Annotated in this window: 9 protein-coding genes; 3 read left to right on the forward strand and 6 right to left on the reverse strand. The window is 60.7% G+C overall.

Translation table 11 applies throughout. The annotated features are described in order from the left end of the window. Positions 1 to 3 precede the first annotated feature (3 nt). The 5 genes from ACR6AS_RS11715 to ACR6AS_RS11735 form a co-directional block, all read right to left on the reverse strand. Positions 4 to 3105 (reverse strand): efflux RND transporter permease subunit, encoded by a 3102-nt coding sequence (locus tag ACR6AS_RS11715; RefSeq protein WP_434162257.1) that lies wholly within the window; start codon positions 3103 to 3105, stop codon positions 4 to 6. Continuing rightward, positions 3102 to 6320 (reverse strand): efflux RND transporter permease subunit, encoded by a 3219-nt coding sequence (locus tag ACR6AS_RS11720; RefSeq protein WP_434162260.1) that lies wholly within the window; start codon positions 6318 to 6320, stop codon positions 3102 to 3104. Before ACR6AS_RS11720 ends, ACR6AS_RS11715 begins: the two co-directional genes overlap by 4 nt. After that, positions 6317 to 7525, reverse strand: coding sequence for an efflux RND transporter periplasmic adaptor subunit (locus tag ACR6AS_RS11725; RefSeq protein WP_293774170.1), 1209 nt, complete (start codon positions 7523 to 7525; stop codon positions 6317 to 6319). The genes ACR6AS_RS11720 and ACR6AS_RS11725 overlap by 4 nt, the downstream gene beginning before the upstream one ends. Positions 7526 to 7950: 425 nt before the next feature. Continuing rightward, positions 7951 to 9690, reverse strand: a complete 1740-nt coding sequence (locus tag ACR6AS_RS11730; protein ID WP_111138552.1) for a penicillin-binding transpeptidase domain-containing protein — start codon at positions 9688 to 9690, stop codon at positions 7951 to 7953. A 279-nt stretch (positions 9691 to 9969) separates the two neighbouring features. Further along, positions 9970 to 12243: a molybdopterin guanine dinucleotide-containing S/N-oxide reductase gene (locus tag ACR6AS_RS11735; RefSeq protein WP_418799092.1), complete on the reverse strand. Its 2274-nt coding sequence runs from the start codon at positions 12241 to 12243 to the stop codon at positions 9970 to 9972. Positions 12244 to 12433: 190 nt separating this feature from the next. Here ACR6AS_RS11735 and galR point away from each other — a divergent pair, with 190 nt between their 5' ends. The 3 genes from galR (at position 12434) to nrdG (ending at position 16294) form a co-directional block, all read left to right on the forward strand. Next, positions 12434 to 13435: an HTH-type transcriptional regulator GalR gene (galR, locus tag ACR6AS_RS11740; RefSeq protein ID WP_111138561.1), complete on the forward strand. Its 1002-nt coding sequence runs from the start codon at positions 12434 to 12436 to the stop codon at positions 13433 to 13435. Between the two features lie 256 nt (positions 13436 to 13691). Then, complete coding sequence (gene nrdD / locus ACR6AS_RS11745; RefSeq protein WP_434162264.1) at positions 13692 to 15830, forward strand: anaerobic ribonucleoside-triphosphate reductase; 2139 nt, start codon at positions 13692 to 13694, stop codon at positions 15828 to 15830. Then, positions 15830 to 16294, forward strand: coding sequence for an anaerobic ribonucleoside-triphosphate reductase-activating protein (gene nrdG / locus ACR6AS_RS11750; RefSeq protein WP_418803371.1), 465 nt, complete (start codon positions 15830 to 15832; stop codon positions 16292 to 16294). The genes nrdD and nrdG overlap by 1 nt, the downstream gene beginning before the upstream one ends. Here nrdG and ACR6AS_RS11755 read toward each other — a convergent pair. Next, positions 16286 to 16921, reverse strand: coding sequence for an NAD-dependent epimerase/dehydratase family protein (locus ACR6AS_RS11755; RefSeq protein WP_111139566.1), 636 nt, complete (start codon positions 16919 to 16921; stop codon positions 16286 to 16288). The genes nrdG and ACR6AS_RS11755 overlap by 9 nt on opposite strands. Between the last annotated feature and the right edge of the window lie 41 nt (positions 16922 to 16962).

Genomic DNA, 16962 nt, shown 5'->3' on the forward strand with positions numbered 1-16962 from the left:
GGTTCAGGATTCCGCATGGCGCAGACGACGCCATTGACGTTGAGTGGCGCGACCCAGACGATCGAGCCACAGATAAACAACCGGCGTGGTAAACAGCGTCAGCAGCTGGCTGAGCGCCAGTCCGCCCGCGATAGCGATTCCCAGCGGACTGCGCAGATCGGCGTCACCGCCGCTGCCCAGCGCCAGCGGCAAGGCACCGAAAAAGGCGGCCAGCGTGGTCATCATGATGGGCCGGAAGCGCATCAGACACGCCTGCGTGATCGCCTGCTGCGGCGACAGCCCCTGCCGCCGTTCTGCGTCGATGGCAAAATCGATCATCATGATGGCGTTCTTTTTCACGATGCCGATCAGCAGGATGATGCCAATCAGCGCAATCAGCGTGAGTTGTGTGTTGGTCAGCAGCAGGAGTAACAGCGCCCCGACGCCCGCTGACGGCAGGGTTGAGAGAATGGTCAGCGGGTGGATATAGCTCTCATAGAGGACGCCGAGCACGATATAGACCGCCGCCAGCGCCGCCAGAATCAGCCACGGCATGGTGGCAGTCAGCTGTGAAAACGCGGCGGCGGTACCGGCGAAACCGGCATGAATGGTCGATGGCAGGCCCAGCTTCGCCATTGCCTGTTTAATCCGTTCCTGCGCCTGTTCCAGCGAGACGCCCTCGTTGAGATTGAACGCTACCGTGCTGGTGGCAGACTGGCCCTGATGCGCCACCGACAGCGGCGCATTGCCGCCGCTAAAGCGGGCAAACGCGGCGAGCGGCACCCGGTCACCGCTGTCGTTAATCACATAGAGCTGCTGCAGCGTCTCCGGATTTGCGGTGTCGCTGTCCTGCAGTGACATCACGACATGATACTGATTCAGCGTGTGGTAAAGCGTCGCGATCTGTCGCTGGCTGAAGGCATTGTTCAGCAGCGTATCGAGCATTTTCACGTTGACGCCCAGCCGGGTGGCGCGGTCACGGTCAATTATCAGCACCACCTCCTGCCCGCCGGTCTGGGAATCAGAGTCCACGCTGTTGAGCTGAGGGATGGCCGCCAGCGCCGTCTGCACCTTCGGCGTCCAGACCCGCAGCAGATCAAGATCGTCAGCCTGCAGGCTGTACTGATAGGTTGCATTAGCGCTGCGCCCGCCAATGTGCAGATCCTGTGCCGCCATCAGGAACATCTGTGCCCCGGCGATATGGCTGGTTTTGCGCGTCAGCCGGTTTGCCACGTCGCTGGCCGTGGCGTCGCGCTGATCAAAGTCCTTCAGCCGCACAAAGAAGTTGGCGCTGTTGCGGGAGCCGAACATCCCGCTGCCCATTGACGACATCACGCTCTGGACCGCCGGATCCGCCTGAATGATTCGGGTAAACATCAGCATTTTTGGCTTCATCGCCTGAAACGAAATGTTCTGATCGGCACGCAACGCGCCCATCAGCAGCCCGGTGTCCTGGTTCGGGAAAAAGCCCTTCTGCACCACGGTAAACAGAAAAACATTCAGCAGCACTGTCAGCAGCAGACTGAGCAGCGTCAGTTTCTGATGGCGCATCACCCAGGCCAGCCCGCGCCCGTAGGCGGCCAGCAGGCGACTCAGCTGGTTTTCAATAAACTGCCAGAGTGGATGCGGCCGCTGGCTGACAGGCGGCCTGGGTTTAAGCAGGCGCGCGCAAAGCATCGGCGTCAGGCTGAGCGAGACAAACAGCGAGATCAGCAGCGACACCGTGAGCGTGACGGCAAACTCACGGAACAGCCGCCCGACAAGGCTGCCCATCAGCAGGATCGGGATGAACACTGCGATCAGCGACACGGTCATCGACAGCACGGTGAAACTCACCTCCTGCGCCCCACGCAGCGCCGCCCGCAGCGGGCTTAGCCCGCGTTCAATGTGACGGGTGATGTTCTCCAGCACCACGATCGCATCATCCACCACGAAGCCGGTAGAGATAATCAGCGCCATCAGCGACAGATTATCCAGGCTGTACCCCAGCAGATACATCACCGCACAGGTGCCGATCAGCGACACCGGCAACGCCAGTGCCGGAACGATCACCGCCTGCATGTTGCGCAGGAAGATAAACACCACCGCGATGACCAGCAGCACCGCAATCAGCAGCGTCTCTTCGGTGTCATAGAGCGAGGCGCGCACGCCAGGCGAGCGGTCAATCACCACCTTCAGCTGGCTGTCCGCAGGCAGGCTATTCTCCAGCAGCGGCAACTGCGCTTTGATCGCGTCGATGGTTTCGAGCATGTTAGCGCCCGCCTGACGTTTGATGCCGATCATCACGGCAGGCGTGGCATTCAGAAATCCCGCCTGATAGCGATCTTCTACCGAATCGTAGACGGTCGCGACATCGCGAAGCCGCACCGCCTTGCCCTGCTGCCAGGTAACGATCAGATCGCGATAGCTGGCCGCCTTCTCCAGCTGACCATTGCTGTCCACCAGCCACGACTGACCACTGCCCTGTAAGATCCCTTTGGGCAGATTAGTGGTGCTGCTGGCGACGGCAGTACGCACCGTCTCCAGCGAGATGCCGTAATGGATCAGCTTCCGCGGCTGCAGATCAATCCGCACCGCCGGTAAGGCGCTGCCCATCAGCGACACTTCGCCAACGCCCTGCACCTGCCCCATCGCCTGTTCGATCTTGCTCTCTGCCAGATCGTAAAGCTCGCCAGGCGTGCGGGTGGCGGAGGTCAGCGCCAGCATGACGATCGGCGCGTCCGAGGGGTTTGCCTTGCGATAGGTCGGCAGCGAGGCCATCGCGCTCGGCAGCAGGCTGCGTGCCGCGTTGATCGCGGCCTGCACGTCGCGCGCCGCGCCATTGATGTCGCGGTCCAGCTCAAACTGCAGGATGATGCTGCTGGAACCCTGCGAGCTGCTGGAGGTCATCTCGCTGATACCGGCAATCTGCCCCAGCGCACGTTCCAGTGGCGTAGCGACCGTTGCCGCCATGGTTTCCGGACTGGCCCCCGCCAGGCTGGCGCTGACCATGATAGTCGGGAAATCAACCTGTGGCAGCGGTGCCACCGGCAGCAGCCGGTAGCCCAGCGCGCCGGCCAGCAGGATCGCCAGCGTCAGCAGCAGCGTCGCTACCGGGCGAAAGATAAACAACCGGATCAGATTCATTGCCCGCTCCGTGCCTGCTGCTGACGGCGTTTCACCCAGGCATTTCCGCGCTGCGCCAGTCCGTCAAACCAGAGGTAGATCACCGGCGTGGAGAAGAGTGTCAGCACCTGACTGACAATCAGCCCGCCGACGATCACCAGCCCCAGCGGCTGCCGCAGTTCGGCACCCGAGCCGGAGGCGAGCATCAGCGGTAGCGCGCCGAGCATCGCCGCCATCGTCGTCATCAGGATGGGACGGAAACGCAGCAGACAGGCCTGGTGAATGGCCTCACGCGCGCTGAGGTGCTGCTTTTGCTCCGCCTCCAGCGCGAAGTCAATCATCATGATGGCGTTCTTTTTCACGATACCTATCAGCAGGATGACGCCAATCAGCGCAATCAGGCTGAACTCGCTGCCCGCCAGCAACAGCGTCAGCAGCGCCCCTACTGCGGCTGAGGGCAGCGTTGAGAGAATCGTGACCGGGTGAATAAAACTTTCGTAGAGGATGCCGAGCACCACATACATGGTGATCAGCGCGGCCAGAATCAGCCACAGCGTGTTGCCGGTCGCGTTCTGAAATGCCGAGGTTTCACCCTGATAGCGCAGCGTGGTGCTCTCCGGGAGCTGAAGCTGCTGCCGCACGTCGGCGATTGCCCGCTGCGCATCCTCTAGCGAATAGCCCGGATTGAGGTTGAAGGAGATCATCACCGCTGGAAACTGATTCAGGCGCATGTGCATCAGCGAGCCCGTGCGCTGATGAATCGTGGCGATGGCGGTGAGCTTCACCATGCCGCTGCGGGCGGATGTCGTGTCAGAAGCCGAAGCGGACGTCGACGTCGACGTTGATGAAGATGAAGATGTTGATGACGAAGCGGTGCTGCTGGATGACGTCATGCTGCTACTGCTGGTGGAGGGCTGCAGCCAGACATTATCAAATGACGCCGGCCCCTGCTGCCAGGCCGGTGCCACTTCCAGCACAACCCGATACTGATTCGACTGGGTAAAAATGGTCGAAACCAGGCGCTGACCAAATGCGTTATAGAGCGCGGTGTCCACGTCCGACGCCGTGATGCCGAAGCGCGCCGCTTTGTCCCGGTTCAGCGCCACGTAAGCGATGCGCCCCTGATCCTGCAGGTTACTCACCACGCCGTTAAACTCGGGCCGCTGCTGCAGTGCCGCCATCAGTTTAGGCGACTCGCGGACCAGATTTTCACTGTCAGCGTCGTCGAGGGTGAACTGATACCGACTCGGCGAGACCTGATCGTTGACCGTGAGATCCTGCGCGGGCTGCAGATAGAGCCGGATACCCGGCACATCAGCGCTCGCCTGGTTCAGCTGGCTGATGACGTCACTGGCGCTGAGGTCGCGGTCACCAAACGGCTTCAGGTTGATCTGTAACCGTCCGCTGTTAAGGCTGGTGTTGGTGCCGTCGATCCCGATGGTCGATGAAACACTCTCCACCGCCGGATTCTTCAGGATCAGTGCCGAGAGCGCCTGCTGTCGCGTCGCCATCGCGTTAAACGAGACATCCTGTGAGGCAACGGTGACACCCTGAATCAGCCCGGTATCCTGAGTCGGAAAGAAGCCTTTCGGCACCATCAGATAGAGCAGTGCCGTCAGCCCGAAGGTCGCCAGCGCCACTAGCAGCGTCAGTTTCTGATGATTCAGCACCACGGTCAGCAGACGGTCATAACCGCGCACCAGGCGGTCAAACAACGCGCCGCCCTTACGGGAAAATCCGGACTGCTGCTCAGGCGGAATGTGGCGCAGCAGATACGCGCACAGCATCGGGGTCAGCGTCAGCGAGACCCCCATCGATACCAGAATCGCCACCGCCAGCGTAATCGCGAACTCTCTGAACAGTCGCCCCACCACATCGCCCATAAACAGCAGCGGGATCAGCACGGCAATCAGTGAAAAGGTCAGCGAGATAATGGTGAAGCCAATCTGCTGTGAGCCTTTCAGCGCCGCCTCCATCGGTGACTCGCCCAGCTCCAGACGCCGGGAGATGTTCTCCACCACCACAATGGCGTCATCAATGACAAAACCGATGGCGATAGTCAGCGCCATCAGCGACAGATTATTCAGGCTGAAGCCCGCCAGATACATCACGCCAAAGGTGCCGACCAGCGACAGCGGCACCGCAACGCTGGGGATCAGCGTGGCGGCAACGTTCCGCAGGAACAGGAAGGTCACCATCACTACCAGCGCAATCGACAGCATTAGCTCAAACTGCACGTCGCTGATTGAGGCGCGAATGGTCTGGGTGCGGTCGGAGAGAATGGTCATCTTAACCCCATCCGGCAGCGCTGCCTGCAGTGCAGGAAGCTGCGCCCTGATGTTGTCTACCACCTGAATCACGTTCGCGCCGGGTTGACGCTGTACACCGATCACAATCGCAGGCTGGTTATCAGCCCATGCCGACTGGAAGCTGTTCTCCGGCCCCTGTTCGATATGGGCGATATCTTTCAGGCGCAGCGCCGCACCATTTTCGTAAGTCAGGATCAGGTTGCCGTACGCGTCGGCGGTACGCAGCTGATCGTTGGCGTCGATAGTGACCGAATGATATTTGCCGTCAAAGCCGCCTTTGGAGCCATTGACGTTGCTGTTGCCGATCAGCGTATTCACCGCCTCCAGCGTCAGATGATGCGCCGCCAGCGCCTGCGGGTTCATCTGCACCCGAATCGCAGGCTGATGGCCGCCCGCCAGTGTCACCATCCCGACACCGGAAATCTGCGACAGCTTCAGCGCCACCCGGGTATTCACCAGGTCCTGCACCTCGGTCAGCGGCAGCGTGCCGGAGCTGGCTGCCAGCGTCACGACCGCGCTGTCCGCCGGATTGACCTTTTTGTAGGTCGGCGGATTGGGCAGATCGTCAGGCAGCAGGTTATTTGCCGCATTGATCGCCGCCTGCACCTCCTGCTCGGCGACATCCAGCGACAGCTCCAGGCTGAATTTCAGGGTAATGATCGACGCGCCGCTGGCGCTGGTCGAGCTCATCTGGCTCAGCCCCGCCATCTGCCCTAACTGGCGCTCCAGCGGTGATGTGACCGACGACGCCATCACATCCGGGCTGGCACCCGGATAGAGTGTGGTGACCTGAATCGTGGGATAGTCCACCTGCGGCAGCGCCGAGGTCGAGAGGAATTTACAGGCAAAGATGCCCGCGATCAGCACGCCGACCATCAGCAGAATGGTCGCGACCGGACGCAGAATAAACAGGCGTGACGGATTCATTTCGGCTCAGTACCGGCAGCGGGAGCCTCATCGGCCAGTGACACCTTACTGCCGCTGGTCAGACGATCGATCCCTTCGGTCACCAGCCGATCCCCCGGTGAAACGCCGCTGAGGATCGCCTGCTGATCGTCTCCGAACGCCGGGCCGGTGGTGACCGCTTTGCGCGTCACGCGGTTGTCCTGATTGATCACAAAGACAAAGCTACCGTCGCTGCTGAGCTGCAGCGCCTGCGCCGGGATCACCGTTGCGCCTTTCAGTATCCGGGTCTGCAGCCTGATATTCACAAACTGGTTAGCAAACAGTGACTCATCCCGGTTGGCGAACACCGCTTTTAGCGCCACGGTGCCGGTAGCGGTATCGATCTGGTTACTGATGAACTTCACTTCCCCCTGGGCGAGCTGATGCTGGTTGTCCTGATCGAACAGCGTGGCGGGCAGGCTCTGCCCCTGATGCAGTGCGTTGACCAGCGCCGGAATGTCACTCTGCGGCACGCTGAACGTCACGGCGGCGGGCTGCATCTGGGTGATGGTCACCAGGCCGGTGCTGCTGGCGCTCTGCACCATGTTGCCGGGATCGACCTGACGCAGACCGACGCGCCCGCTGACCGGAGCGGTGATGCGGGCATACTCTATGCTCAGCTTCGCACTGGCGATCTGCGCCTGATCGGCGGCAACAGCGCCACGATATTGCCCGACGGTGGCAATCTGGCTATCCAGATCCTGCCGCGCCAGCGCATCCTGTGCCGCCAGTTTGCGGTAGCGCGCCAGCGTCAGCTCGGCACTTTTCAGCAGCGCCTGGTTTTCGCTGAGTTCAGCCTGATACTGGTTCAGCGTCGCCTGATAGCTGCGCGGATCGATCTGTGCCAGCAGCTGCCCGGCGCTGACCTTCTGCCCTTCGGTAAAGAACACCTGTTCCAGCTGACCGTCAACGCGGCTGGTCACCGTCACGCTGGCGTTGGGGATCACCGTGCCGAGCGCATTCAGCCACACCGGCACATCCGCCGTGCTGGCGACACCGCTGTGAACCAGCGTGGCACCGCCGCCCATCATGCCAGCCGCACCCGGTCTGCCCGACGGCATTCTCTCATCCGGCCCGTGCCCTGCCGACAGCAGACGCCAGATAACGCCAGCGACAATTGCGATCACCAGCAACAGAAGCAGCCATTTAAGCCCGGTGGAACGCGCGGGGCGAGAAAGGTGAGTCATCGTCGAACTCTTCAGATAAGCAGAAAAAGAAATCCCGGAACGTGCGGAATGCGGCAGTGAAAACCGGCTGTGGTGCGCAAAAGCGCCAGGCTTCACGGCGGCCATTATCAGTGAAAGGCGATGCGCCTTTCTATCGGCAAATAGTCAGGGTTTTGTTAAGAACGATGATGATTTAACGGCAGCTGAAGCAGCGTAGAAGGCGGGGCATGCAGAGAAATAAAAAAGAACCCACGCTTCTGCGTGGGTTGGTGTAATAACAGGGATCTCACTGCCGAAGCAGTGTTGTTTTCACACCCATCAATACCTCTGGGACCGCTATCTTCGCACTGATCGACCGCGCAGAGACAGCGGGAAAACGCAACCGAATTCGGGGAAGTGCAACGAGGTGTGTATATCTTTCACACCCCGCTTACACTCTGATTTAACTAAGATTTATCCGAAGGACTGGCCGCCGGTTTGGTGTAGATGGCATCCGGTGCAATATTCATATGCTTCAGCACTGGCCCCATGATATTCCCGAACACCGGGGCTGCAACCGAGCCACCGAAGTGGTCGCCCGCGGTCGGATGGTTAATCATGACCACCAGCGCCACTTCCGGGTGGCTGGCTGGCGCAAGGCCCGCCGTGTAGTTGACGTAGCCGCCATCATATTTGCCGCTGGCGCCCATCTTTTCGGCCGTACCGGTTTTGGTCGCCAGACGGTAGCCCGGTACAGCGGCTTTCAGCCCGGTTCCGCCCGGCAGCACGTCGCTCTCCAGCATGTGCACCACCTCTTTCACCGTCTCCGGGTTAGCAACCTGCTTGCCCAGCACCGGTGGCGTTACGCGGGTGATCGACAGCGGACGGTAGATACCATATGAACCGAGGGTGGCGTATTCACGGGCGATCTGCAGCGGCGTTACGCGCAGCCCATAGCCAAACGAGAAGGTGGCCCGTTCGATATCCGCCCAGCGGGCGCGGTGCAGTGGAAAATAACCGACGCTTTCACCGGTCAGTCCCAGGCCGGTCGGCTTGCCCAGCCCAAAGGCGTGGTAAGTATTCACCAGCGCTTCAGCAGGCATCGCCAGCGCCATGTGCGAAACGCCGATGTCACTCGACTTCTGCAGGATCCCGGTCATGGTCAGACGCGGCCAGTGGCCGACGTCACGGATCAGGTGGCCGTTGACGCTGTAGGGCGTGGTGTCGATCACCGAGTCCGGCCGCACCAAATGACGCTCCAGCGCCTCCATCACCACCAGCGGCTTAACGGTCGAACCCGGTTCATAGCTGTCGTTAATGGCGGAGTTACGCATCTGCGCCGGGGTGGCCCCTTCATAGTTGTTGGGGTTGAACGACGGATAGGAGGCCATCGCCAGAATCTCACCGGTGTCGATTTTCACCAGCACCGCGGCACCGGAGTCCGCCTTGTTGAGCAGCACGCCGTCGCGCAGTTTGCTGTAGAGCGTGTACTGATCATATTTGTCGATGCTGAGCTGAACAGTGGGCGGCTGCGTTGGCGGCTGATAGTTAATCATCGCGATGATGTTGCCTGCCGCATCCTGACGATAGACCTCTTTGCCCGGCTCCCCCTGCAGTACCTTATCGAACCCTTTTTCCAGTCCGTTCAGGCCCACATTGTCCGCGCCAACGATGCCAATCAGCGGCGCAGAGGCTTCGCTCATCGGATAGAAGCGGCTGTCGTCATAGACTTCGCTGATGCCTTTCAGCTTCAGCTCTTTAATATCTTTGGCGATGCCCAGTTCGACTTTGCGCCCCAGATAGAGGAAGCGACGTTTCGGGTTGGCGGTGATCTGCGCCGCCAGCTCTTCAGGACGGGTGTTCAGCGCGGCAGCCAGATAGGCCCATTTGGCACTGGTAAAATCGGGGTTGCTCTCCAGCACGCGCTGCGGATCGGCGATGATATCGCGCGATGGCACGCTGAGTGCCAGCGCTTCACCGTTGCGATCCAGCAGCGTACCGCGGCTGGTGGGCAGCGTCACGGTTCGCAGTGAACGCTGATCCGCTTCGTGCTCCAGCATCGGCTGATTCAGGAACTGCAGGTCCGCGACGCGCGCCAGCAGTACCACCAGGCAGGTCATTACACCCAGGCAGATCAGCCGAAAACGAAAAGGGTTAAACGGAGCTTTTATCTGGTCTTTTCCCAGTAGTTTTTTAATCCGGGGCATGGCATTCCGCTGCGCAAAAAAAAGAGAAAGGGGCTGGTGCCAGCAGTTATAAAGAAAGCGCTGGCCGTATAACAGGAAAACTGTGTATCAGTTCGTTATCGGCAGCCAGATGACGGGCAAAAAAAACCTGCGCATCTGCGCAGGTTGGTGTAATCAAGAAAATCTATTGATGTTCACCCATCAATACCTCTGGGACCCTGAATGTAGCAAGGGCGATTGATCGGCTGCCATCACTCAAACGCAACAGTTACCCGCAAAATGTAACCAGCCATGAGATCCTTACGCTATTGTGCAATCCTGATGTTTTTTGATTTCCACCAGGCAGCTCATGGCGTTGGGTCCCTGCGTCAGCGACGAGGTGCCAATGTCGAGCGTCAGCACATTCGGGTTACCCGCCCGGTCCCAGGGTTGCCAGGCTTTGCCGAATCCCGGATCGAACCAGGCCCCGGTCGCGATAATCACTACGCCCTGTGTGACGCCGTCGGTGATCCGCACGCCTGCCAGCATCACGCCACGGGCGTTACTCACCTCAATCTCATCGCCCTCTGCCAGCCCGCGCGCTGCCGCATCCTCTGGATGCATATAGAGCGTCTCGTGGCCGGCGGTTTTATTGCCCTGCACGGTGTCGGTGGCATCCAGTTGGCTGTGCAGCCGGTCGGCGGGCTGAATCGAGATCATGTGCAGCGGATAGTCGCGGCTGACCGGCGATCCCAGCCACTCCTGCGGCTCACGCCATTCCGGATGGCCGGCGAAGTCGTCCAGCTGATAGTCCGCGATGGTCTGGCTGAAAAGCTCGATTTTGCCGCTGGCGGTCTTGATCGGATGCGCCTGCGGATCGGCCCGGAATGCATCCATAAACTGATAGGGCTTGCCGCCTTCCGGGATTTCCACGAAGCCGCGCTGCCAGAACGCGTCAAATTCCGGGAAATCGATGCCTTTACGCTGATGCGCCGTGGCGCACTGCTGATAGAGATGTTCAATCCACTGCATCTCGTTGCGCCCTTCGGTGAAGGTGTCGCGATAGCCCAGGCGCTCGGCCAGATCGGCAAAAATATCGAAGTCGTTGCGCGCCTGATGCTGCGGTTTAATCGCCTGATGCATAGCCAGCACAAAGCGGTCACGGGAGGAGCCGCCGATGTCGTTACGCTCCAGCGTGGTCGTGGCCGGCAGCACAATGTCAGCCATCTGCGCCGCAGGCGTCCAGACGATATCCTGCACCACCACCGTGTCGGGCCGCTGCCAGCCCTCCACCAGCCGGTTCAGCTGCTGGTGATGGTGGAACGGATTGCCGCCTGCCCAGTGGACCAGGTGAATGTCGGGATAGTGCAGCGTTTCCCCCTGGAACCGGTAAGGCTGACCGGGATTAAGCAGCATATCGCTGATGCGTGCGACCGGAATCGACAGCCCGCTGGGGTTCGGGCCGGTGCTCATCATCGGCGCAGGTCCCTCCTGACGCGGGTTGCCGACGCTGTTCATCGAGCCGTGTCCGAACGAAAATCCCGCGCCCGGCAGCCCCGGCTGACCAAGCATCGACGACAGCGCGATCATCATCCAGTAAGGCTGTTCGCCGCGATGAGCGCGCTGAACCGAATAGGAGCAGGTGATAAAGCTGCGCCTGCCGGTAAGCTGCTGCGCCAGCCGGACAATGCGGTCGGCCGGAATGCCGGTGATGCGGCTGGCCCAGCCTGCGGTTTTGGCCACCCCATCGCTCTCGCCCAGCAGATAGGCGCGCAGCTGCGGCCAGCCGGTGCAGTGGCTGGCGAGAAACGCCTCGTCCACTGCGCCGCACCGGGTGATCTCATGCCCCAGCGCCAGCATCAGCGCCACATCGGTATTCGGGCGAATCGGGATCCATTCAGCGTTAACAAATTCCGGGCAGTCATCCCGCATCGGGCTGATGTTGATCACCGGTGTGCCTTTGGCGGCCAGCTGCATCAGCGCCGGTTTCAGGCTGTGCTGCCCGGCCCCACCCGACGCGACCTGGGCGTTTTTCAGCGCCAGTCCGCCGAAGGCGACAAAAATTTCGGCATGCTCCACCACCTGCGGCCATTCCGTGACGCGCCCGGTCAGCGGCATATAGGTGCCGATCACATAGGGCAGGAAGAACTGCGCGGCGCCCCAGCTGTAGTTACCCTGCTGATCGACGCCGCCGCCGCCCTGGAAGTAGAAGCGGCGCACGAGTGTGCGGGCGTGGTTGACGCGACCGGCTGATGACCAGCCGTAGGAGCCGTTAAAGATGCCCGACGCGCCGTAGCGATCGCGCACGCGGCGATTCTCCTCCGCCACCAGATCCAGCGCAGTTTCCCAGTCGACGGCGACAAAATCTTCCCGGCCACGCAGCGAGCGGTCACTCTTCTCGCGTGACTTCAGCCACGAGCGCCGCACCATCGGCTGGCGGATACGACGGTCGGAATAGACCAGCTCAGGAAGGGTATGGATCATCGGTGATGGATCGGCATCGGCAAAGAAGGGTTCACAGCCCGTCAGGCGATCGTTTTCAGTGACGGCGGTAAACGCGCCCCAGTGCGCCAGATGTGGCACTTTGGTTTTCATTATGATTTTTCACGGTTGCCAGGTGAGAGATTGAGCATAACATGGCGCAGCGCCTCAACAGAAGATGCGCGGGCGCGGCCGTTTTTGCCCCTTTTTGCGACGACGCTGGCATTCTGTCGGGTTGATGTGTCCGCCCTTTTCCGTAACACTGATGCGATGTGTAAACGTTTTCCCCAAAGCAGGTCAACGCATGGCTACCATAAAGGATGTTGCGCGACTGGCTGGCGTTTCTGTCGCCACAGTCTCCCGTGTAATCAATAATTCTCCCAAAGCCAGCGACAGCTCCCGACAGGCCGTAGGTGAGGCGATGGAGCAGCTTCAGTACCACCCGAACGCCAACGCACGCGCGCTGGCGCAGCAATCGACCGAAACGCTCGGCCTGATTGTCGGTGACGTTTCCGATCCCTTTTTTGGTGCCATGGTAAAAGCCGTGGATGAGGTCGCCGGCGACACCGGTAACTTCCTGCTGATTGGTAACGGTTACCATAATGAGCAAAAAGAGCGGCAGGCGATTGAACAGCTGATGCGGCATCGCTGCGCGGCGCTGGTGGTTCACGCCAAGAAAATCCCCGACGCCGAACTGGAAGTGCTGATGAAGCAGGTGCCGGGTATGGTGCTGCTGAACCGGCTGATCAAAGGCTTTGAAAAGCGCTGCATCGCCCTCGACGACCGCTACGGTGCCTGGCTCGCAACCCGCCACCTGATCCAGCTCGGCCATCAGAATATCGCCTTTATCTGCTCGACCCACACCATCTCCGACGCCGAAGATCGCCTGCAGGGCTATTACGACGCGCTGAAAGAGCATGGTCTGCCGTGCAGCGACCGGCTGGTCACCTGGGGCGAACCGGATGAGGTAGGCGGTGAGCAGGCGATGACCGAACTGCTGGGACGCGGCAGGAATTTTACCGCCGTCGCCTGCTACAACGACTCAATGGCGGCGGGTGCGCTGGCGGTGCTGAGCGATAACGGCGTCCGCGTGCCGGAGGAGATGTCGCTGATTGGCTTCGATGATGTGCTGGTCTCCCGCTATGTGCGACCGCGCCTGACCACCGTCCGCTATCCGATTGTCACGATGGCGCAGCAGGCGGCCCAGCTGGCACTGGCGCTGGCCAACGATCTGCCGCTGCCGGAAGTGACCCACATGTTCAGCCCGACGCTGGTTCGTCGCCACTCCGTCAGCGGTCCGGCCTGATGCGGCCGGGACCGGTTCTGTCGGCCTTCGTGTAAGCACGTCATCCCCTTTTTCCCTGCGGCAGCCTCCCCTGCCGCAGCGCCCTGACGCCCGCCCGTCACCACAACCAGGCACCGGTTCTGGCCTCAGTCGCCCTTTTCTGCCCGGTTGCGGCTTCCTTGTTTCAGGTCAAATCAGCGCGTATTAATTCGCAGCAATCACTACATGTAGATAATAGAATCTCTGCAAACCCCATATGTAGTTTACGGAGAGAAAAATGGCAACGGTGGTAATCAAGCGTGATGGATGCCGGACGGCCTTTGATGCACAGCGTATCGAACAGGCCGTGGCGGCCGCGGCGCGGGCAGCAGAGGTCAGTGACAAGGCCTGGTGCGCTCAGGTCGCAGAGCATGTGGCCCGGCAGCTGGCCGATCGCCCGGAAGTGGCTATCCATGAGATTCAGTGCGCGGTCGAAGAGACACTGATGGCCGGCCCTTATCCGCAGCTGGCCCGCATCTGGATTGAATATCGCCACGATCGCGATGTCGCCCGCGATCGTCAGAGCCGGTTACATCACGCCATTCGCGACCTGGTCGATCAGACCAATCCGGCGCTGCTGAATGAGAATGCCAACAAAGACAGCAAAGTGATCCCGACTCAGCGCGATCTGCTGGCCGGGATCGTCGCGAAGCACTATGCGCAGCAGCAGATGCTGCCCCGCGATCTGGTGCTGGCGCATGAACGCGGCGAGATCCACTATCACGATCTGGATTACGCTCCTTTCTTCCCGATGTTCAACTGTATGCTGATCGATCTGAAAGGTATGCTGACCAACGGCTTCAAAATGGGCAACGCCGGGATCGAGCCGCCGAAATCGATCGCCACCGCCACTGCGGTGACGGCGCAGATCATCGCCCAGGTCGCCAGCCACATCTATGGCGGCACCACCATCAACCGCATCGATGAAGTGCTAGCCCCTTTTGTTGAGCTGAGCTATGCCCGCCATCTGGCGATCGCCGAAGAGTGGCAGATCCCGCAGGCTGAACAGTATGCGCGCCAGCGGACAGAGAAAGAGTGCTACGACGCTTTCCAGTCCCTGGAGTATGAGGTCAATACACTGCACACCGCCAACGGGCAGACGCCGTTTGTCACCTTTGGTTTCGGCCTGGGCACCAGCTGGCCAGCCCGGCTGATTCAGCAGTCCATTCTGCGCAACCGGCTGGCCGGACTGGGTAAAAATCATAAAACCGCCGTGTTCCCCAAACTGGTGTTCACGATTCGTGAAGGCGTGAACCGCCGGGCGGGCGACGTGAATTACGACATTAAGCAGCTGGCGCTGGAGTGCGCCAGCAAGCGGATGTATCCCGACATCCTCAATTACGATCAGGTGGTTAAAGTGACCGGCTCTTTTAAAACGCCGATGGGCTGCCGCAGCTTCCTGGGCGTATATGAAGAGAATGGCGAGCAGATTCATGAGGGCCGCAACAATATTGGCGTCATCAGCGTGAATCTGCCGCGTATCGCGCTGGAAGCGGAGGGTGACGAGGCGCGTTTCTGGGCGCTGCTCGATGCGCGGCTGCTGCTGGCTAAGCGGGCGCTGATGACCCGGGTGGCGCGGCTGGAGAAAACCAAAGCGCGCGTCGCCCCGATCCTCTACATGGAGGGCGCCTGCGGCGTCCGGCTGAACGCCGATGATGAGGTCGGTCCGATCTTCCGCAATGGCCGCGCGTCACTGTCGCTGGGCTTTATCGGCCTGCATGAAACCCTGAATGCGCTCAGCGGCGGTCAGCGACACCCCTATGATGATGTGGCATTGCGCGCCAAAGGGGTGGAGATCATCGCCCGGATGCGTGAGGCGGCCGACCGCTGGAAAGCGGAGACCGGCTACGGCTTCAGCCTCTACAGTACCCCGAGCGAGAACCTGTGCGACCGCTTCTGCCGTCTTGATGCTGCGCAGTTCGGCGTAGTGCCGGGCGTGACCGACAAAGGCTACTACACCAACAGCTTCCATCTCGACGTCGGGAAAAAGGTCAATCCCTACGACAAAATCGACTTTGAAGCGCCCTATCCACCGCTGGCGAACGGCGGGTTCATCTGTTACGGCGAATATCCGAACGTGCAGCACAACCTCCGGGCGCTGGAGGATGTCTGGGATTACAGCTATGACCGCGTGCCCTACTACGGCACCAATACGCCCATCGATGAGTGCTACGACTGCGGCTTCCACGGCGAGTTCGCCTGCACCAGTCGCGGCTTTACCTGCCCCAACTGCGGCAACCACGATCCGGCGCGCGTCTCGGTGACCCGGCGGGTCTGCGGCTATCTGGGCAGCCCGGATGCGCGGCCTTTCAACGCCGGCAAACAGCAGGAGGTTCAGCGTCGGGTGAAACATATGGCAGAGGGGCCGCTGGGATGATGCATATCCACCGCTACTATGATGTGGATATCGTGAACGGCCCCGGCACCCGCTGCACGCTGTTTGTCGCCGGCTGCGAACATCAATGCCGTGGCTGCTACAACCAGAGCACCTGGCGCATCGACTCCGGTATTCCCTTTACGCTGGCGATGGAGGAGCAGCTGCTGGCCGATCTGCAGGACATGCGCATTCCGCGCCAGGGATTGTCGCTGAGCGGTGGCGATCCGCTGCATCCGCACAACGTCCCGCACATTCGTCGTCTGGTTAAACGGGTGCGGCAGACCTGTCCGGATAAAGATATCTGGCTCTGGACCGGTTACCGGATGCAGGAGCTGGACGCGGCGCAGCGCGCAGTGCTGGACTTTCTGGACGTGCTGATTGATGGCCGTTTTATTGAGGAGGAGAAGGATGCCACGCTGCAATGGCGCGGCAGCCGTAATCAGATTATCTGGCAGCTACGCTGAGTGACGCGGGATCGCGCCCGATTCAATGATTGTGACGCGCTCTTCACCTGGCGCAAAAGCCTGCTGGTGCAGACAGCGCGCCACGTCGCGCGCCTGCACCGCCTGCCAGTTCCCTGGCAGCAGCGAAAAGATCGGTGCCATCAGGCTCTCGCCGCCGCGCTTCTGCGCGCGATCGCCCAGCAGCAGAGAGGGCCGTACCAGCGTCAGGCGCGGCCAGCCCTGATGACGCAGCGCATTCTCCATCTCGCCTTTGACGCGATTGTATAAAAACGGCGAGTGCCGGTTAGCGCCATGTGCGCTGACCACCAGCATCTGCTTCGCCCCCAGGCGTAATCCACTTAAGCCGGTATCCACCACCAGGGTGTAATCAACGTGAATGAAGGCCTGTTTGCTGCCCGCCGCTTTACGGGTGGTGCCGAGACAGCAGAATACCGTATCCAGTGCTCCCTGCAGCGGCCCCAGGACATCGGTCAGATCGGCCTCAACCAGATTCACCACTTTGCGCATCGCGGGCAGTGGCCGGCGGGTAGGTGCGATGATCTCATCGACACGCGGATCCTCAATCAGTAAGCGCAGCAGATGCGACCCGACTAAACCGGTGGCACCGGTCAGTAATACGCGATTCATCTCAGATTCGTCCTTATTTCGCTGCTCACAGGTTAAAAGAT

The organism is Pantoea phosphatilytica (genome assembly GCF_051025615.1).
Taxonomy (GTDB): domain Bacteria; phylum Pseudomonadota; class Gammaproteobacteria; order Enterobacterales; family Enterobacteriaceae; genus Pantoea.